The organism is Agarivorans litoreus (assembly GCF_019649015.1).
Lineage (GTDB): Bacteria > Pseudomonadota > Gammaproteobacteria > Enterobacterales > Celerinatantimonadaceae > Agarivorans > Agarivorans litoreus.
In genome coordinates this window covers 2,255,724-2,273,020 of record NZ_BLPI01000001.1, presented here as the reverse complement: position 1 = coordinate 2,273,020, position 17,297 = coordinate 2,255,724, and the positions used below count along the sequence as shown (strand labels likewise).

Here is a 17,297-nt window from a genome sequence, read left to right as displayed (position 1 = left end):
AAGCTAGCACTGACAGTGCGGGCAAAAGAAGGTATTGCGCTGACCAATGCGCAATGCCTTAATCAACTCCCCGCAAGTATCACAAGCTTCGCCTTCTCTGCCATATACCGCTAAGGTTTGCTTAAAGTAGCCAGGCTTGCCATCGGCATTGGTAAAATCTTTAAGGCTAGTGCCACCTTGTTCAATGGCTTCCGCCAACACTTGTTTAATATTGTCGGTTAGCAATTCTAGGCGCACTTTACTCACTTTGTTAGCGGCACGTTTAGGGTGGATGCCCGTTCTAAACAAAGCTTCGTTCGCATAGATATTACCTACGCCCACGACCACTTTGTTATCCATAATAAATTGTTTAATCGCCACACTGCGCTTGCTGGCTTGCTCAATTAAATACTTAGCTGAGAACTCATCATGTAAGGGCTCAGGCCCCAAATTAACCAACAAATTATGCTGCTCGATAGGTAACTGACTAAACAATACACAGCCAAAACGGCGAGGATCGTTAAGCCTAAGCACTTTTCCGTTAGCCAATACTATATCTACATGGTCATGTTTTTCGGCCACAAGGCCTTGCTCAACAATTCGCAAACTACCCGACATGCCCAAATGAATAATGATGTGGCCAGCCTCTGTTTCCAGCAGCAAATACTTAGCCCGCCGCGTTACCGACAAAATAGCTAAACCCACACAGCATTGGATTAACTCCGGCACAGGCCAACGTAATTTAGGCTGGCGAACCACTATTTCGCTAATTACTTGCTTTTCGATATGTGGGCTAATCCCGCGGCGGCTGGTTTCTACCTCTGGTAATTCAGGCATCGGGTGAACTCATAGTAGGAAATAAAGCATGGTAGCTATCGCTATCCACAGACAAAAGTTGACCTTGCCAGTTGGTAAGCCAGTGCTGCTCGCCTAAGCTAAATAAAGTAAGCTCGAGCGGCACGGCAGAATTGGCTAAGTAAACCATAATGCTACGGCTCGTTGCTGCGCCACCTAAAGCATCCTGCCAAGGTTCTAGCTTAATATGTAACCATGCATCAATAACTGCCACCGAGCGCTCTATAGGCGGCTCACTGCGCCATTGAGTACCAACACGTTCAATCACCACACCCGGTAACTCTACGCGCAATATGGTCGCGCCTTGCGGCAATAACTGGCCAACAGCCATTTGAGCATCGGGCGCTGCTTGTTCATTCATTTCCACATATTTGAAAATCAAAATCATCGAGGCAACAGCAAATATAATGATGTTATTCCAGCCTCTGCGGCTCATTTTCATTGAGAGTCTCCTTTAGATAGGAGTCATCATAAGCGGGAAGTCTTTGGTGAGTAAAGGGCACTAGGTGGGTGTAGCCACTAAAAAACAGGCAAAAAAAAGCCCAGCCTAAGCTGAGCTTCTTGATTCATTAAAGCCAAAATCTATTTGATTTTGCCTTCTTTGTACATAACGTGCTTACGAACAACAGGATCAAATTTTTTGATCTCCATTTTTTCAGGCATGTTACGTTTGTTCTTATCAGTGGTGTAGAAGTGACCAGTGCCAGCTGATGAGTTCAAACGAATTTTCTCGCGAATACCTTTAGCCATTTCTTAGTTCCTTATACCTTCTCACCACGACCACGCATCTCAGCTAAAACAGCGTCGATACCTTTTTTGTCGATGATGCGCATACCTTTAGTTGATACGCGTAATTTAACAAAACGTTTCTCAGTCTCAACCCAAAAACGGTGAGATTGAAGGTTAGGCAAAAAACGACGACGAGTGCGGTTTTTTGCGTGCGATACGTTGTTACCAACAGCTGGTTTCTTACCAGTAACTTGGCATACTCTAGACATGTCAGTCTTCTCCAAATATGTACTTCTGCTCGAGCATCTGTTCATGCCCCGTTAGGCCGTCGCCCGGGACGACAGAAAGGCCGCATTTTATACAGGAAATAGAACCCTAGATCAACTAAAAATTGAACAAAGATCAGATCCAACCGCGCTCGGCGAAAGACACAGTCTCTCCACAGCCGACTACAACATGGTCTAAAACTCGCACATCAATCAGCGCTAAGGCCTTGATTAATTTGGTAGTAATTTGCTTATCAGCCAAACTTGGCTCTGCCACACCCGAGGGGTGATTATGGGCAAATATTACTGCAGCAGCATTTTTTTCTAATACTCGCTGTACCACCACCCGTGGATAAACACTGGCGGCATCAATCGTTCCGAAAAATAGCGGCGCGAATTGTAACACTCGATGCTGATTATCCAATAGCAATATTGCAAATACTTCGCGTTGTTGGTGAGATAATTCCATAGAAAGGTAGTTTTTTGCCGATTCGGCACTATCTAACACGCTATTTTCACTGATATCGGCCAACAAATAACGCCGACTCATTTCTATCGAGGCATGTAACTGTGCAAATTTTGCACTACCCAAACCTTTTTCAGCACAAAACTGTTGATGATCGGCTGCTAACACCGCGCGCAAGGATCCAAATTGGGCTAATAAGTGCTGGGCTAAACTCACCGCATCTAATCCGGCACATCCTACCCGCAAAAAAATTGCCAGTAATTCAGCATCACTTAAACTTTGGGCACCACTATTTAATAGCTTTTCTCTTGGCCGCTGTTCGGCCGGCCAATCACAAATTGCCATAGGTTCTAGTAACTAATGAATCAATAAAAATAAGCGTAGTCGAAACTGCTGGCTTGTGTGTGCGGAGATCTTAAGTTTTGTGATAGGCTTGCCGATATCAAACTGAGTTTATCGAAGCGGTATCAGCATGTTAACGGGAAAGAAGATCCTACTCGCGATTACAGGCGGGATTGCGGCATACAAAATGCCAGAGTTAGTGCGTCGTCTAAAAGAGCAGGGCGCCGAAGTAAAAGTGGTAATGACCAAACACGCCACCCACTTTATTACTCCCTTAACGCTACAAGCAGTATCTGGCGAACCAGTAGGCTTAGAAGTGGTCGATCCCGCTCAAGAAGCATCCATGGGTCACATCGCCTACGCCAAATGGCCAGATTTAGTATTAATGGCACCAGCCACCGCAAATAGTATTGCCAAATATACCCATGGTTTAGCTGACGAATTAGTAAGCACATTAATGCTAGCAACTGCCGCTCCCATTGCTATTGCGCCAGCAATGAACCAACAAATGTACCAAGCAGCCGCTACTCAGGCTAATTTAAGCCAGCTTAGGCAACGCCAAGTGCAAATATGGGGCCCAGCCCAAGGCGAGCAAGCTTGTGGCGATGTAGGCCCAGGTAGGATGCTTGAGCCCGCTCAACTGCTCACTCACATTAAAGAGTTTTTTGCTCCCAAAGCCCCAGCGCTACTAAAAGACGTAAATGTGATGATTACCGCTGGCCCTACTCGTGAAGCGATTGATCCGGTGCGTTATATAAGCAATCACAGCTCCGGTAAAATGGGCTTTGCTTTAGCCGCAGCAGCTGAACAACTTGGCGCCAAGGTTACAGTAGTTTCAGGCCCGGTGAACTTAAGTACACCAGCAGGCGTAACTAAGGTGGCGGTAAATACTGCCCAGCAAATGCTCGACGCAACACTAAAGCAAGTCGCAAGCTGTGATATTTTCATCGCTTGTGCGGCCGTCGCCGATTATCGCGTGGCCGATGTTGCCGAGCAAAAAATAAAGAAAACCGATGACAGCGACGAAATGCAGTTACGTTTGGTGAAAAACCCAGATATTGTAGCCACCATTGCTGGTTTAGCGAATAAGCCCTTTACCGTGGGTTTTGCTGCAGAAACACAAGATGTAGCGCATTACGCACAAGATAAAATGGCGCGGAAAAATCTAGACATGATCGCCGCCAACGACGTATCAAAGCCCGAACAAGGCTTTAATAGTGAACAAAATGCCCTATCGGTATTTTGGCCAACTGGCCATCAGCAATTAGACCTCGCTGATAAATCAGAATTGGCACAACAATTAATGGCATTAATCGCCAAGCAGTACGCTGCACAATAATCAAAACAAAAAAATGAAACAAATAGCACTAAAAATACTAGACCAAAGAATTGGCACTACTTTTCCAATGCCAGAATACGCGACACCAGGCTCAGCAGGTATGGATTTACGCGCCTGCTTAGGCCAAGCCATCACATTAGCCCCGGGCCAAACCGAGCTAATTCCTACTGGCTTAGCGATTCATATTGCCGATCCTACTCTTGCTGCCACCATTTTACCGCGCTCTGGCCTTGGCCATAAGCACGGCATTGTTCTGGGTAACCTAGTTGGACTGATCGATTCCGACTACCAAGGGCAATTAATGGTGTCTTGTTGGAACCGCGGACAAACGACTTTTACCATCGAACCCGGCGAGCGCATCGCCCAGTTAGTATTTGTGCCCGTGGTACAAGCTAGCTTCGAGATAGTAGAAGATTTTGCCGCTAGCCAACGCGGTGAAGGTGGATTTGGCCATTCCGGTACCAAGTAAATGGCTCTCAAGTAGTACGCTAATAGACTAATAAAAAGGATTACCATAACCATGGCGGGAAAACCAAAAAGCAATCGCCGCGAACAAATTCTACAGGCGCTAGCGCGCATGTTAGAAACCAGCCACGGGCAACGCATCACCACTGCTAGCCTAGCCAAAGAAGTAGGCGTATCAGAAGCTGCCTTGTATCGTCACTTTCCCAGCAAAGCTAGGATGTTTGAAGGCTTAATAGAATTTATCGAAGAAACCTTGCTATCACGTATTAATCTGATTCAAGAAGAACAAAAAGACACCTTAAATCGCTGCCAGCACATACTCATGCTATTACTAGGTTTTGCCGAGCGCAATCCCGGCTTAAGCCGAATTTTAACTGGCGATGCCTTACAAGGTGAACACGAGCGTTTGCGCGCCAGAGTCAGTATTTTGTTCGACAAAATTGAAGTGCAACTAAAACAAGTATTGCGCGAGCGTAGGCTACGTGAAGGACAAGGCTTCTTAATTGAAGAAAACAGCCTAGCTACCTTGTTACTGGCCTATACCGAAGGACGTATTAGCCAATACGTGCGCAGTGAATTTAAGCTAGAACCTACCGCGCAGTTCGACATCCATTGGGGATTTTTAAAGCAACAGCTGCTCCAAAGCTAAACTCTTAAGGCCTGTTAATCCTTCCGCAGGCCTAATACTTTCTGTAAAAAATCTAGACACTTGTTTGTATTAAAAAAGCTGCTAAATTTGTAGCTTATTTCACTCCATAAAAAGGCTTAACACATGGACGTATTTACCGAAGGTACCAGTTGGTTTGAGAACAACCAAGACCTGCTAATAGAGTACGCAATCAATATTGCTGCTGCGATCGCTATTTTGTTTGTTGGTATGATCGTTGCGCGCATAATGGCATCAAGCGTCGAAAAACTAATGAACGCCCGTAATTTAGATACAACGATTAGTCACTTTGTTGGCTCAATGGTGAAATACATCATTATTGCCTTTGTGATTATTGCAGCACTATCACGTATTGGTATTCAAACCGCTTCATTTGTTGCCATTATTGGTGCCGCTGGCTTGGCCGTTGGTTTGGCCTTGCAAGGCTCATTGTCTAACTTTGCGGCAGGCGTACTGATTATTGGTTTCCGCCCATTTAAAGCTGGTGACTACGTAGAGATTGCCGGTACAGCGGGTTCGGTAGCTTCAGTGCAAATTTTCACCACCGTGTTAAAAACGCCCGACAACAAACAAATTGTGGTACCAAACGGCGCGGTATTAGGCGGTAACATTGTTAACTATTCTACCCATCCTACCCGCCGCGTGGATTTGGTGGTAGGGGTAAGTTACAATTCAGACCTTGCTCAAACAAAAGCGATTTTACGCGAAGTATGCGAAGCGGACCCGCGTGTATTAAAAGATCAAGACATCACAATTGGTGTAAAAGAACTTGCTGATAGCTCGGTAAACCTAGTGGTTCGCCCTTGGGTGAATAGCGCCGATTACTGGGGTGTATACTTTGACCTAAACGAAAACATTAAAGTTGCTCTAGATAACGCTGGCATCGAAATTCCATTCCCACAAATGGACGTTCACTTGGATAAAGTGGCCAGCTAATACGCTGCATTGCACCAACAAAAAGCACAGCCAACGCTGTGCTTTTTTTGTCGTTAATTGGTTTAGATATCATCTAAGCGATGAGTGGCATGCACCATTTGCTGTTGGCGTTTTTCTTGGTGTTCAATCAAGTTAGCTAAAAACTGCCTCGCCCCTAACATGGTTAACTCATCTTTAGCTAAGCGCAATAAGCTTAAGGACTGCTCACTCAATTCCAAAGCTAAATGGCTTACATCATCAACGGTAATATCCGCTGGCTTGCTCAGTTTAGCCATGTACTCCTGCAAGTTTTGCTCTAAGCGAATATCTGTCCAAGTATCTAATAAATCGGGCTTGGCTTGACTAATAAATGCCTGTAAATGCTCGGCATTTTCCCGCTCTTGATGCTGCAAATAAGCCAACAACATGCGTACTCGCTCAGCGTCGCTGTTTAATTCTAGCCGCCGGTATAACGCCGTCATAGCTTGTCGGCACGATACAAAATGTTCCAACAACAGTTTTAGTTGATTAAATCGCATAGCAACTCTCCCGACTATCTGGTGATAATTACAGTGTAGAAGCTGATATTTCCTCTGTTTTAGCTAAGCGATCTTGGCTTGATTTACATCAAGCTAAGTAGCTACCAAATTTCAAAGTTGCGATTAATAACAAGCTTTAATCTACACAATAATTAATAAGCAGTTCGTCACTAAATTTGCTAACTTATTAACCAAACCATTGATATAGGTTAGCTAAATGAAAAATCTTATAAACTGGAGCGACAAAAATAACTTCTATTTTCTCACCATTGCATTGGTGGGTTATATTTTTTTAGCCGCCTGCTTAGATCAGTTCCGGCAGGGCGATGGCCTCAGATTTCTACAAGTTGCTATGGTTTTAGTACTGGGGGCAGGAATATGGCAAGCCAAAGGAAAGCGCCTTTGGTATTTAACAGGGATAGGCTTTTTATTCACCACCACCATATTGGCCTTTTTCAGCTACTGGTTTGAAGCCGAAGGCTTAGTGAGCTTATACCTTTGTATTGTACTGTGTTATTTAGTATTAACCTCCTGGACAGCATTAAAGCAGGTACTGTTCACAGGCGGCATAGACAGCAACAAAATTGTGGGCGCTGTTTGTATTTTCTTATTGATTGGGCTTAGCTGGGCACATTTATACACCATCTTAAATTTTTGGTTAACCGATGCATTTAATGGGGTACCTAAGGAGCACTGGAGCACTCAAATGACTGACTTTATTTACTTTAGCTTTGTTACGCTCACCACCTTAGGTTATGGCGAAATCACTCCCAACACCCCTATTACCCGTTTCTTCACCTACAGTGAAGCCGTGCTAGGGCAGTTTTACATGGCAATATTAGTGGCTAGCCTAGTGGGCACGCGCCTTTCGGAACGGGAAAGCGAAAATCACTAAGCTTGTCTCTAGCTTAGCTAAACAGCAAATGATAACTGCTGTTGTTTGGTAAATCATCGCAACTACCCGCAGCGATAATACCACCAGCATTAGCACGCTGGCCATTTACCCCCTGCGCTTTAAGCAAAGTAGCATTATTTTGAATCATCATGGTATTGCTGCTGCCAAAGTGCTGCACATTACTTTTAGATGATTAGGGTCTGTTGATCTTTGCTGATGGTTTTTGCAGCAATTTATTAGCCATTTAGGCAAGGCAGTGAGTGTGCAGTTAAGTGGGCTTAATAATCACTCGCTAACGCTGAGTAAATGGCTAAGAAATGCTGCCCGAAGGGTTCGGATAAGCGAACAAAATTTCAACACCAAAGATCAACAGACATGAGACTTCCTTAGTTCTCTGAATTACATGCAAATATCCTAATAAATGGGGTATTAAGCCCCAAACCACGCCACTCTAGCCTTTAAAAACAAAACCACCAATACGCTAATGACAATTAACGTATTTTAGGTACAAAAAAGGCGACTTAAAAAAGCCGCCTTAGGTTTAGATATTATAAATGCTAAGCAATGCCGTATTGCTCGCGATAAGCGCTCACTGCCTCTAGTGCAGTTTGATTATCGCCCTGTTCTTCTAAGTAGGTGATTAAATCTGCCAACTTAACAATCGAAATAACCGTAGCGTTGTAATCGCGTTCAACTTCTTGAATTGCCGACAGCTCGCCTTTACCTTTCTCTTGGCGATCTAAGGCAATAAGCACGCCTGCTAATTCAGCGTTGTGGGCATTAATAATGTCCATCGATTCACGAATCGCAGTGCCAGCAGTAATTACGTCATCCACCAACATCACTTTGCCAGCCAACTCAGAACCTACCAAGCTGCCGCCTTCGCCATGAGTTTTAGCTTCTTTGCGATTAAAGCAGTAAGGCACATCTTTACCATGGTGCTCATCTAAGGCTACAACCGTGGTGGTTGCGATAGGAATACCTTTGTACGCTGGGCCAAACACCAAGTCATAATCAATATTTGAGTCTTGTAGCGCCGCAGCATAAAACTTGCCTAAGCGGTTTAAATCTCGGCCTGTATTAAACAAACCAGCATTAAAGAAGTACGGGCTAGTACGGCCAGACTTTAAGGTAAATTCGCCAAACTTTAATACGCCTTTGGCTAAAGCAAATTCAATAAACTCACGTTGATAAGCTTTCATTTTTCTCTCTCAATTACTTAGCTAGGGCTTCGCGCTGGGCAGCATTAATTTGGCTAATACCCTCTTTAGCAAAGGCCAGCATTTCTAATAGTTCTTCATGGCTAAACGGTGCGCCCTCTGCAGTGCCTTGCACTTCAATCATATTGCCGTCTTCACACATAACAACGTTCATGTCGGTTTCGGCTACGCTGTCTTCGGTGTATTCAAGGTCACACACTACTTTGCCATCAACCACGCCAACAGATACAGCCGCAATAAGTTGCTTAAGAGGGCTCACTTTTAGCTTCTTCTGTTCCATCATCCACCAAATAGCATCTTGCAAGGCTACGCAAGCACCAGTAATAGCCGCAGTACGCGTGCCGCCATCGGCTTGAATAACGTCACAATCCACTACAATGGTGTATTCGCCAAGCGCTTCTAAATCAACCGCAGCACGTAGTGAGCGACCAATTAAACGTTGGATTTCTTGAGTACGACCACTCTGCTTACCACGAGCAGCTTCACGGCCCATACGGCTATGGGTAGAGCGCGGCAACATGCCATATTCAGCGGTAATCCAACCTTGGCCTTTACCTTTTAAGAAACGTGGCACACCATCGTCTACCGAGGCATTACATAGCACTTTAGTATCGCCAAACTCGACCAAAACAGAACCCTCGGCGTGCGCCGTGTAGTTTCGAGTAATAGTAATTGGACGCATTTGTTCAACAGCTCTTCCGTTCGGACGCATGGTAATAACCCTGTAATTTAAAATTCGCGGCTATTATATAGGCTTTTATCGCACTTGGTCACGCCTAGACTGACTAAGCAAGCAATAGCCGCTATAATCGAGCAAATTTATTAAGGGCATTCAACTATGATCCACAGCATGACAGGCTACGCACGCCACCAACTTAAAGGCGATTGGGGCAGTGCAACATGGGAAATTCGCAGCGTAAACCAACGTTACCTAGAAACTTACTGGCGCATGCCAGAACAGTTTCGCTCCCTAGAGCCAGTGCTGCGTGACAAAATCCGCAAGGCCCTACAGCGCGGTAAAGTAGAGTGCAACCTACGTTTTGAGGCCGACCAAGCCAACCGTGGCGAACTGCAGTTAAATAAAACCCTTGCCGAACAACTTATTCAAAATGCCGAATGGGTACAGCAGCAAGCGGGCGGGCAAATTAACCCAGTAGATATACTGCGCTGGCCTGGCGTAATGGAAACCCCAGAGCAAGACGCCGACGCCATTAGCAAAGAGCTACTCGCTGGCTGGCAAGAAGCGCTAACGGCATTTATCGAAAGCCGCGCCAGCGAAGGGGCAAATACCGCGGTGATGATTACCACCCGCCTTGATAAAATTACCGAGCAAGTGGCCTTTGTACGCGAGCAAATGCCAGCAGTAATGCAATGGCAGCGCGAGCGCTTAAAAACCCGCCTAGCCGATGTGATTGACGAGCTAGACCCGCAGCGCATCGAGCAAGAAATGATTATGGTAGCGCAAAAAATTGATGTAGCTGAAGAGCTAGATCGCCTTGATTCACACGTAAGCGAAACGCAAAAAATCCTTAAAAAAGGCGGCGCCTGCGGACGACGCCTCGATTTTATGATGCAAGAGTTTAACCGAGAAGCGAATACCCTAGCGTCTAAATCGATTAACGCCGAGATCACTCAAGCCGCGGTAGAGCTTAAAGTGTTAATTGAGCAAATGCGCGAGCAGATCCAGAATTTGGAATAAGCAGCCATGGAGCCAAATTCAACAGAACATCAAGCGCTAAGCAAGTTAGTATAACGGCCTTACCGCAAACGCGTTTGTTATATCTATTTGGCTCCCAAGCTAACAATAGCGCTACGGCGCAAAGTGACATCGACCTCGCGCTATTGTTACCCAAAAACTCGACCCCATTCAACGCTTCGACCTGCAAGAAGAACTGGCCATAAAACTTGGCAAAGATGTAGACCTTATAGATTTACTCTCGGCCTCTACCGTATTGCAGCACCAAATCATTTATAAAGGGCAGCTACTGTGGGGAGAAAAACCCGAGAAAACACGCTTCGAGATGCAAGTAATGGCCATGTATCAAAAGCTTAATCAAGAGCGTGCAGACATTCTAAAGTCTTACCATAATGAATGACCCCATAATTAATAAGCTTGTTACCGTAGAGCGTTGCTTGCAACGTATTACAAAGGTATACCAAGAAGCGGGTAACAACTTTAAGCAAGACGATACACGGCAAGACTCGGTAATCTTAAACCTGCAACGCGCCTGCGAAGCATGTATAGATTTAGCCAACATCATCAATAAACAGCAACAAACAGGCATTCCTCAACATAGCCGCGACAGCTTTGCGCTATTAGCCAGAGCCGGTTTATTGCCGTTGCCGCTATCAGAAAGTTTGCAAAAAATGCTGGGGCTACGCAACATAGCCATTCATTACTACCAAACGCTAAACCTCGACATAGTCATCCACGTAGTTGAACATCGCTTGAGTGACTTCAGCGACTTTTGTGAGCGTATTAAGCGGCTTTAATTCCTATCAAATCGGAAGATAACTTCCTGTTTAACGAGCTACACAGTCTAGATCTTCCCTTTCATAACAAGGAGTCGTGTGCCATTCACACCATCGCCTCTCGGTACACTTCATCTACTTCAACAAACTTTGTCACGCTCTCTAAGCGAGTCAAGGTTGTGAGTTTCATCGAATGACTAAAATTTCGTAGCGGAACATGAGTCACCGCCACCTGGAGAGCCAATGGCTTACCTAATTGAAAAAGGTAATAGGGCTCTGGTGAATCAACTTCCTTTCCAGCCTGTACGGCAGTGATGGAGTTACGTGGCAAAATCGCAACCCGTTTCACAGGCCAAACCTTTGCTATCTCTTTAGTGCCCACATGCTGAGTTGATGGCGTTGCTAACGCTAAATAGCGGATCTCCTCAGCAATATGATGTGACCCAACATTATTTTCGAGCTGTTTAATTGCCGCTACTTTTATGTGATACCACTGAGCAACACCATTTTCGAAGTTTTCCAGATAGCGTTTATTACGGCCTTTTTGAGGCCCCAACGCGGCAGTAAACGTAAGGTCTGGGTACAGCATTTGGCGCATGCCGTAATACGGTATGCGTGCGGCTTCTTGCACGTAGAGCTTTTCCGCCATGCCAGCCACGGGATACATGGCTTCATTGTTTTGCCCTGTTTGTGCGTTCGGAGCTGTGCCAATTTGCGCTTGCAAGAACTCTAGCAACCATTGATGGCCGGAATAACTGCTCTTAGTCTGGGTAGGATCAGTTTGACTAAGTTCGTTTTGACTAGGCTCATTTTGGCTAGGCTTATTTTGACTAGGTAAGAGGGCAAATGCGCCAATACCCACTTCTTCTATTGCGGTTGCGTAGGGGTTTGGTGTTGTGGCTTGGTCAAAAAAACCAGGATATAAAGCAAACGCACCAAAAACTGGGCGGCTTTTTTTGGTGGGTTGGCCAGCCGTTGAGCTGGATGGATACTCAGACAGGCGGATCAAAGCGTCCCGATAACGATGCATCTGATTGATGGCATCGTCTGGTACGTAATCGGTACTTTCGATATCTTCATTGCAGTCATCAAAGCGGTTTTTCTCGGTTTTAATGCGATACTTGGCATCAAACAGCCAAATAAACTGCTTTTCTTCTGATGAGTCTGCTTTTGTTAAATCGGCGCTTTTAGGCAGTGTCACTTCCAACACAATATCTGGCTTTTGGCTCACTAGATACGAGCGTATTTTACCCGCTTTATTAAAAATCGGTTCATGAGCTAATCTTGCCGTCACTCCATCAGCACGCTTAAATCGAAACGCACCGCGCATGCCATCTTCTTTAAAGCTGTACTCGAAAAAGTCATTCTGCTTTAACTCTGCTGCACCATTTTCCACCAACTTAAAGCCGAGATCCTGCTCTAAAATCTGTTTCAAACACAAAAAACACCAGATTTCATAAATCTCAGCCACTGACTTCATTGAAATGCTCGACTGATTGCCAAACACATCTAAATAAAATTTCAGCTCCTGCCAAACGCGATACACCGCGCTGTAACCGGTTTTTTGCTGTAGCACTAAAGACTCACGACTTAACCCTGTGTATGCACCCACCTCTTTTAAAAAACTTTGGCCTAATACTTTTTGTAGCGGCGGCTGCCAACTGTGTACTTCATCAATGAAGGATTCTGATAAACGTGGGCGCTCTAGTGCTTGGTTACTTTGCCTTAGCTTTTGTTCAAACTCCGCTAATTGCCGCTTGCTTTTACTCACCGCCATTTTGATAAAGCGGTTTTCTGGGGTGTCGACACTCAGTTGCTTTTTTTCGACCGCGTAGCGTTTATCGTACTGGCCATTCGCAAAGTCTTGCTTTACTTGCTCGGCTAACTTATGAGGCAAACGGCCTTTTAATTTGGCCGCTTTAATATTGGCAACCGTCGGCTGCAAACGGCTATGCGGTGCGGCACATACCACCTTTAAGCCACTTTCAAAACGCTTTCTTAGCTCTCTAAAGTTTTCAAGCCACACTAAAGGAAAGTGAATACGCTTTGTACTTCGCGCAACATTTTGCTCGGTTTTTTCGACCAAACTAAAACGCCAATGAGGGAATACAGTATCAATCGCTTGATACATGGCGGGCAAGTCTTGGTGCAGGGCCATTTTAGTTGGTAGCACTTCAAAGGCAATGTGCTGAGTCTGTGTTTTGCCATTAAGTTCAAAAGTGAGCGGTAAACGCAACCAGCCCACATCATTGCCGGTATTAATGGTGCCGGTTAAACGTGCAGGCACCACGCCCCTTGCGGTTTGTACTTCGGGGGCAAAACGAAATGCCTCATTCACACTTTGGCTGCGATGGGTTAACCGCGCATTAGTGACTTCACTAAAAAAGACCCACTCAAACTGGTACTGAGTATTCTCAAAAAACAGCGGGGAATTTAATGTCAGCTCAGCGTGTTTCGCTAAGCTATTGGCAACAAGGTCGTTGTCGGCTAAGTCACTTTCATCTAACCCACTTGGTACCAAACCATCTGCAACAAGCCCTTGCGGCTCAATAGCATTGCTCAGCTGCGCCGCAGGCGCAAAGCGCAATTCGTAGCTAGGTTGTACATCATTAGCGCTCGCCCTGTGCGCCATTGTATTCTGGTACACGCTCAACCGCTGGCTAATATCATTCGCCCAGACAGAAAACTCAAAGTCGGGGGTTTGTAATCGTATTAACTCAGGCATTCCCTAGCACTCCTTACACCATCACTGTACGGGTTCTGCTTATGGGTTGCATTCATTGCAGAAGGCATCAAACAGCACCGACTCATTAAGGCCAGAAACTGGTAAAGGTGGCGCTGTCTAATCGATCGATCATCCACTTCAACTTAGCTTTTGAACGGCAAGGTATACGAAGTACTTTCTCCTCATCAGTAGCACCATCGGCCACGATTTTCTCGCGATATAAGTCAGGGCGTTGATTCTTATCGGCTTGTTCTGCTTGCCAAATAGGGGCTAACTGGTCTGAAAGCTCAGCGCTAAGTTCTTCCAGCAAATCCTTGCGATTTGATGTAGTCAGTTTATCGGTATCGCCTTCTATACGCGGCAGAACCTTGCACATCATAAAGTCGTCCCATACGGCTTTTAGGGTCAGTTCATCTTGTGGTTGGCTGCTGGCAACTGCGAGGAGCAGCTCATTGAGCGCACGAAACGCCAACTCAAACGGTGTATTTTTTAGCACTGTGTTGACTGCCGATAAAAACGCAATTGTTTTAGAGCCATCCGCATCAAAGGTATTGGCTAAATCTATTTTGCTGGCGTTTGACCAAATAGGATAGCTAAGGCGCTTATTGCAACTTGTTGGAGTTCCAAAATCAGCAAACTCATCAAAGTTATTTGGGAAAAACGCACCAAAATCAAAGCTCAGCGCTCGGTCAATCACTTTGCGTGAAAAGCCATGAGTGGTTTCATCCATATTCACTGTGCCCGCTACTAGCAGGTTAAACGGAATACCTAAACCATATTGGCAAATATGTGCCCACAGCTCGTTGTATTTCGCATCATCAAAGCCTAGCGCTCCGCGTAGCTTTTCTATATCAGCGACTTCATTAATGGTGGCAGGTTTTAATAACGCATCACTGCTGTAGGTAAAGCTATCGTCTGTCCAACGCCATTCGCGGGTTTCCAGCACCGACAAATAATCAGCAAAATACTGCTCAACAGGGGCAAGGTTCATTTCATCCAAACACAACCAGAAAGGAAGTATCCGCTCAAGTGCATCACGTTCACCTATTACCACTAAACACTTACCTTGGTCTTCGCTCTCTTGCACCTCAATGGTTAAGCCGCTATCAGCAATAGCACGCCATGCTTTGGCGATAAATTGCAATACATCGGTAGTGATGTATTCAGCTTCGCCGTCTTTTGCGAGGCGAGAAATATAACCAAGCAAATCACTCGGCTCATGCCAGTCGGGGCGCACTGAGGTTAAACAATAAGTTTCAGCAAACTGCATTGAAGTTTTTGCTTGCTCACGCACAAAGCGGGTTTTACCTGTACCAGAGATGCCGGCTAGAAGGAGGAAGGGTTTGGATAAGGCCTGTGCTTTTTTTATTTCACCAATACTTAAGGACAGTTCGGCGAACTCATCTGCACTTATATCCATAATATTACCAAGTGGATGAATTTCTTTATTTAACCACTGCAATACTTTGTTTTTACGTTTATTTCTTCCTTTATTTGGCAGCATAAATCCCACAGGTGGGAAATTCGCAATAATTGTCTCAATGACAGTTCTGTCATTGCTACCCGATCGAAGAATGGTGTCAAAATGAACTATTTGGCCATTTATTAAAATTTTAATTGCATCTTCAACTCGTTTAAAATTAATAGATATTTCTTTGTCGCCGCGCCCAACAAATAATTTCCCCTCACCTTCCCAATCAACACGAGTAATAATTGAAGTATTTCTTCCTGTTATATATTGCAACTCGTTACCAACAAGTTGATCTATCCATGTTCTTGATTTGCTTAACGCATCTTCAATTTTCATCTACTCATCCTTCAGATAATCCTGAATTGTTTTAGCAATGCCATATGAAAAGAGATAAGGAACACCATTTCCAATTGTTTTAAACATCGCACTTAAAGTCATTGAACTTGGAAGTTCGAAATCACAAGGTAAAGACTGAATAGCCATAGCTTCCGCAGCTGATATTCTTCTAGCCTTAGTTGGATGCAGATGAACTTCATTATTACCGTATGCGGCTGTTGGTGAGTATCGAAAACGATGAAGCCTCTTATAAGACTTTTTTGATGTATCACCTTCATCAATAACTAGAAACTTTGCTAATCCAGCTCTTGGTGTAAAATGATGATCCTTATTTGGATGTAGATGAACTTTATTTTTATTAAACCAATATTCAACTGTAAGCTCCAAAGGAAGGTCACTTGGTGCTTTAAAAGCTTCTCCAAATGGACTTTTTTCCGGCCATTTGTAGGAAAATGCAGACTTATTTGGGTACTTCATATATCTCTCCCAAAAAAAGTCTTTATCTATTTTTTCATGAATATTTTTTTTGACACCAAAAAGTATTATCCGGTCTCTATCTTGAGGAACACCAAACTCCAACGAATTAATCAAACGATCATTTAAATCATAACCAGAATCACTTAATTCTTTTTTAAGTTCATCATAGAACTCCCTATGCTTTTTAGTTCTCCATAGGCCTTTCACGTTTTCAAAAACGAACCAATCTGGCTTATATTTTTTAATACACTCTACGTAGGATCTTGATAATTTACCATTTTCTCCAGTTTTACCAGCATTTTTCCCTCCAACAGAAAAATCAGGGCAAGGCGGCCCCCCAATAAAACCTACGAGATTACCTATACGGCTTTCATTATTGACACTATCGTTCAGATACCCTTCATCTTCATTATTCAAATAATCTTCGATTGAATTAGCTTGATAACCATATTTTGGCTCACTATGCCCCATTGTTTTTCGGCTAAACTCATAAGCCTTAATAAACTGATTTTCTACTTCATTTACAAATACAATTTCAAAACCAGCTTTTTCAAAACCCAAATCAAGAAATCCTGAACCTGAAAAAAAAGAAAAAATTACATTACTCACAATAATCTCCTACCACAACAAAGGAGCGAAATTTTATAGTTGGTTTCACTTGCCCAGATACACGCGTTAAACACACTATGCCCAAACCATCTAATGTCTTAAGTGTTCTCGACACATTACTGACCGCACGGCCCGTAAGCATTGCCAGCTCAGTCACCGATTGCGGCTGTTGCTCGGCAATTACTTTTAACAACTGCTGGTTTTCTTTCGACAGCACATTAGCTACCGATTTAAGCGAATCGAACCAGATATCAACGGGGTAATCGGGGTCGGGCGTTTGCCCTTTAATCCCAATCACGCAGCGCGATTGTTTTGCGTTTTTCATTGCTTCACTCACATAGCTTACTCGAACAGTTTGCTCACTAGGTTCCCAGCAAGCAGATAAAACAGCGCTTGGCCAATAAAAAGACTGTACGCTTATACATAAGCCGAACATCTTATCAACTGCTGATAATGGCGCAAAGATATTTTCCGTTTCGGACAACAACAATCCCTGTGGACAGTAAGTGCGCCACCTGTAATCTAGCGGT

Annotated in this window: 22 protein-coding genes; 9 read left to right on the top strand and 13 right to left on the bottom strand. The window is 44.4% G+C overall.

Features of this window, described 5'->3' with window-relative positions:
* Positions 1-3: 3 nt before the first annotated feature.
* The 5 genes from mutM to radC all read right to left on the bottom strand — a co-directional run bounded on the left by mutM (position 4) and on the right by radC (position 2,640).
* The gene (gene mutM / locus K5L93_RS10575) at positions 4-816 is read right to left on the bottom strand and encodes a bifunctional DNA-formamidopyrimidine glycosylase/DNA-(apurinic or apyrimidinic site) lyase (RefSeq protein WP_220719811.1); all 813 of its coding nucleotides are present in this window, start codon (positions 814-816) and stop codon (positions 4-6) included.
* Positions 809-1,276, bottom strand: coding sequence for a hypothetical protein (locus K5L93_RS10570; RefSeq protein WP_220719810.1), 468 nt, complete (start codon positions 1,274-1,276; stop codon positions 809-811). Before K5L93_RS10570 ends, mutM begins: the two co-directional genes overlap by 8 nt.
* Before the next feature lie 140 nt (positions 1,277-1,416).
* Positions 1,417-1,572 (bottom strand): 50S ribosomal protein L33, encoded by a 156-nt coding sequence (gene rpmG, locus K5L93_RS10565; RefSeq protein WP_285762680.1) that lies wholly within the window; start codon positions 1,570-1,572, stop codon positions 1,417-1,419.
* A 23-nt stretch (positions 1,573-1,595) separates the two neighbouring features.
* On the bottom strand, positions 1,596-1,832 hold the full coding sequence (rpmB, locus tag K5L93_RS10560; protein WP_016400150.1) for a 50S ribosomal protein L28: 237 nt from the start codon (positions 1,830-1,832) through the stop codon (positions 1,596-1,598).
* Between the two features lie 133 nt (positions 1,833-1,965).
* Complete coding sequence (radC, locus tag K5L93_RS10555) at positions 1,966-2,640, bottom strand: RadC family protein (protein WP_163130312.1); 675 nt, start codon at positions 2,638-2,640, stop codon at positions 1,966-1,968.
* A gap of 127 nt (positions 2,641-2,767) precedes the next feature.
* On the opposite strand from radC, the gene coaBC reads away from it, so the two are divergent.
* From coaBC to mscS, 4 genes are all read left to right on the top strand, one after another.
* Positions 2,768-3,976 carry a bifunctional phosphopantothenoylcysteine decarboxylase/phosphopantothenate--cysteine ligase CoaBC gene (coaBC, locus tag K5L93_RS10550; protein WP_220719809.1) on the top strand — a complete coding sequence of 403 codons (1,209 nt, stop codon included), beginning with the start codon at positions 2,768-2,770 and terminating at the stop codon, positions 3,974-3,976.
* Between the two features lie 13 nt (positions 3,977-3,989).
* Positions 3,990-4,445, top strand: coding sequence for a dUTP diphosphatase (gene dut / locus K5L93_RS10545; RefSeq protein ID WP_220719808.1), 456 nt, complete (start codon positions 3,990-3,992; stop codon positions 4,443-4,445).
* Positions 4,446-4,496: 51 nt separating this feature from the next.
* Positions 4,497-5,090 (top strand): nucleoid occlusion factor SlmA, encoded by a 594-nt coding sequence (gene slmA, locus K5L93_RS10540; protein ID WP_220719807.1) that lies wholly within the window; start codon positions 4,497-4,499, stop codon positions 5,088-5,090.
* A gap of 123 nt (positions 5,091-5,213) precedes the next feature.
* Entirely contained in the window at positions 5,214-6,044 is an 831-nt protein-coding gene (gene mscS, locus K5L93_RS10535; RefSeq protein ID WP_220719805.1) for a small-conductance mechanosensitive channel MscS, read from the top strand.
* A gap of 62 nt (positions 6,045-6,106) precedes the next feature.
* Here mscS and K5L93_RS10530 read toward each other — a convergent pair whose 3' ends face one another.
* A complete protein-coding gene (locus tag K5L93_RS10530) occupies positions 6,107-6,562 on the bottom strand; it encodes a hypothetical protein (protein WP_220719803.1) in 456 nt (151 codons plus the stop codon).
* 217 nt (positions 6,563-6,779) lie between these two features.
* Here K5L93_RS10530 and K5L93_RS10525 point away from each other — a divergent pair, with 217 nt between their 5' ends.
* Entirely contained in the window at positions 6,780-7,457 is a 678-nt protein-coding gene (locus K5L93_RS10525) for a potassium channel family protein (protein ID WP_220719802.1), read from the top strand.
* A gap of 13 nt (positions 7,458-7,470) precedes the next feature.
* Here K5L93_RS10525 and K5L93_RS10520 read toward each other — a convergent pair whose 3' ends face one another.
* The 3 genes from K5L93_RS10520 to rph all read right to left on the bottom strand — a co-directional run bounded on the left by K5L93_RS10520 (position 7,471) and on the right by rph (position 9,389).
* Positions 7,471-7,608: a hypothetical protein gene (locus K5L93_RS10520; protein WP_220719800.1), complete on the bottom strand. Its 138-nt coding sequence runs from the start codon at positions 7,606-7,608 to the stop codon at positions 7,471-7,473.
* A gap of 406 nt (positions 7,609-8,014) precedes the next feature.
* Positions 8,015-8,659, bottom strand: coding sequence for an orotate phosphoribosyltransferase (pyrE, locus tag K5L93_RS10515; RefSeq protein WP_220719798.1), 645 nt, complete (start codon positions 8,657-8,659; stop codon positions 8,015-8,017).
* Between the two features lie 13 nt (positions 8,660-8,672).
* On the bottom strand, positions 8,673-9,389 hold the full coding sequence (gene rph / locus K5L93_RS10510; RefSeq protein WP_220719797.1) for a ribonuclease PH: 717 nt from the start codon (positions 9,387-9,389) through the stop codon (positions 8,673-8,675).
* Between the two features lie 126 nt (positions 9,390-9,515).
* Between rph and K5L93_RS10505 the strand changes: the two genes are divergently transcribed.
* The 4 genes from K5L93_RS10505 to hepT all read left to right on the top strand — a co-directional run bounded on the left by K5L93_RS10505 (position 9,516) and on the right by hepT (position 11,170).
* Positions 9,516-10,376: a YicC/YloC family endoribonuclease gene (locus K5L93_RS10505; RefSeq protein ID WP_137675385.1), complete on the top strand. Its 861-nt coding sequence runs from the start codon at positions 9,516-9,518 to the stop codon at positions 10,374-10,376.
* Positions 10,377-10,450: 74 nt separating this feature from the next.
* A complete protein-coding gene (locus K5L93_RS20280) occupies positions 10,451-10,579 on the top strand; it encodes a nucleotidyltransferase domain-containing protein (protein ID WP_220719795.1) in 129 nt (42 codons plus the stop codon).
* Positions 10,519-10,773: a type VII toxin-antitoxin system MntA family adenylyltransferase antitoxin gene (gene mntA / locus K5L93_RS20180; protein ID WP_220721503.1), complete on the top strand. Its 255-nt coding sequence runs from the start codon at positions 10,519-10,521 to the stop codon at positions 10,771-10,773. The genes K5L93_RS20280 and mntA overlap by 61 nt, the downstream gene beginning before the upstream one ends.
* Positions 10,766-11,170 carry a type VII toxin-antitoxin system HepT family RNase toxin gene (gene hepT, locus K5L93_RS10490; protein ID WP_220719793.1) on the top strand — a complete coding sequence of 135 codons (405 nt, stop codon included), beginning with the start codon at positions 10,766-10,768 and terminating at the stop codon, positions 11,168-11,170. The genes mntA and hepT overlap by 8 nt, the downstream gene beginning before the upstream one ends.
* Before the next feature lie 85 nt (positions 11,171-11,255).
* On the opposite strand, the gene K5L93_RS10485 is transcribed toward hepT, so the two are convergent.
* The 4 genes from K5L93_RS10485 to K5L93_RS10470 all read right to left on the bottom strand — a co-directional run bounded on the left by K5L93_RS10485 (position 11,256) and on the right by K5L93_RS10470 (position 17,251).
* The gene (locus K5L93_RS10485) at positions 11,256-13,874 is read right to left on the bottom strand and encodes a restriction endonuclease-like protein (protein WP_220719792.1); all 2,619 of its coding nucleotides are present in this window, start codon (positions 13,872-13,874) and stop codon (positions 11,256-11,258) included.
* Positions 13,875-13,959: 85 nt separating this feature from the next.
* A complete protein-coding gene (locus tag K5L93_RS10480) occupies positions 13,960-15,681 on the bottom strand; it encodes a DUF8727 domain-containing protein (RefSeq protein WP_246615034.1) in 1,722 nt (573 codons plus the stop codon).
* Complete coding sequence (locus K5L93_RS10475; RefSeq protein WP_246615033.1) at positions 15,682-16,767, bottom strand: DNA cytosine methyltransferase; 1,086 nt, start codon at positions 16,765-16,767, stop codon at positions 15,682-15,684.
* Complete coding sequence (locus K5L93_RS10470) at positions 16,760-17,251, bottom strand: HVO_A0114 family putative DNA-binding protein (protein ID WP_246615032.1); 492 nt, start codon at positions 17,249-17,251, stop codon at positions 16,760-16,762. The genes K5L93_RS10475 and K5L93_RS10470 overlap by 8 nt, the downstream gene beginning before the upstream one ends.
* Positions 17,252-17,297: the final 46 nt, after the last annotated feature.

Excerpts from the sequence above, each read along its gene's own strand:
- mutM (WP_220719811.1), bottom strand. The coding sequence starts at position 816 with ATGCCTGAATTACCAGAGGTAGAAACCAGCCGCCGCGGGATTAGCCCA.
- K5L93_RS10570 (WP_220719810.1), bottom strand. The coding sequence starts at position 1,276 with ATGAAAATGAGCCGCAGAGGCTGGAATAACATCATTATATTTGCTGTT.
- rpmB (WP_016400150.1), bottom strand. The coding sequence starts at position 1,832 with ATGTCTAGAGTATGCCAAGTTACTGGTAAGAAACCAGCTGTTGGTAAC.
- radC (WP_163130312.1), bottom strand. The coding sequence starts at position 2,640 with ATGGCAATTTGTGATTGGCCGGCCGAACAGCGGCCAAGAGAAAAGCTA.
- coaBC (WP_220719809.1), top strand. The coding sequence starts at position 2,768 with ATGTTAACGGGAAAGAAGATCCTACTCGCGATTACAGGCGGGATTGCG.
- dut (WP_220719808.1), top strand. The coding sequence starts at position 3,990 with ATGAAACAAATAGCACTAAAAATACTAGACCAAAGAATTGGCACTACT.
- slmA (WP_220719807.1), top strand. The coding sequence starts at position 4,497 with ATGGCGGGAAAACCAAAAAGCAATCGCCGCGAACAAATTCTACAGGCG.
- mscS (WP_220719805.1), top strand. The coding sequence starts at position 5,214 with ATGGACGTATTTACCGAAGGTACCAGTTGGTTTGAGAACAACCAAGAC.
- K5L93_RS10530 (WP_220719803.1), bottom strand. The coding sequence starts at position 6,562 with ATGCGATTTAATCAACTAAAACTGTTGTTGGAACATTTTGTATCGTGC.
- K5L93_RS10525 (WP_220719802.1), top strand. The coding sequence starts at position 6,780 with ATGAAAAATCTTATAAACTGGAGCGACAAAAATAACTTCTATTTTCTC.
- K5L93_RS10520 (WP_220719800.1), bottom strand. The coding sequence starts at position 7,608 with ATGATGATTCAAAATAATGCTACTTTGCTTAAAGCGCAGGGGGTAAAT.
- pyrE (WP_220719798.1), bottom strand. The coding sequence starts at position 8,659 with ATGAAAGCTTATCAACGTGAGTTTATTGAATTTGCTTTAGCCAAAGGC.
- rph (WP_220719797.1), bottom strand. The coding sequence starts at position 9,389 with ATGCGTCCGAACGGAAGAGCTGTTGAACAAATGCGTCCAATTACTATT.
- K5L93_RS10505 (WP_137675385.1), top strand. The coding sequence starts at position 9,516 with ATGATCCACAGCATGACAGGCTACGCACGCCACCAACTTAAAGGCGAT.
- hepT (WP_220719793.1), top strand. The coding sequence starts at position 10,766 with ATGAATGACCCCATAATTAATAAGCTTGTTACCGTAGAGCGTTGCTTG.
- K5L93_RS10485 (WP_220719792.1), bottom strand. The coding sequence starts at position 13,874 with ATGCCTGAGTTAATACGATTACAAACCCCCGACTTTGAGTTTTCTGTC.
- K5L93_RS10480 (WP_246615034.1), bottom strand. The coding sequence starts at position 15,681 with ATGAAAATTGAAGATGCGTTAAGCAAATCAAGAACATGGATAGATCAA.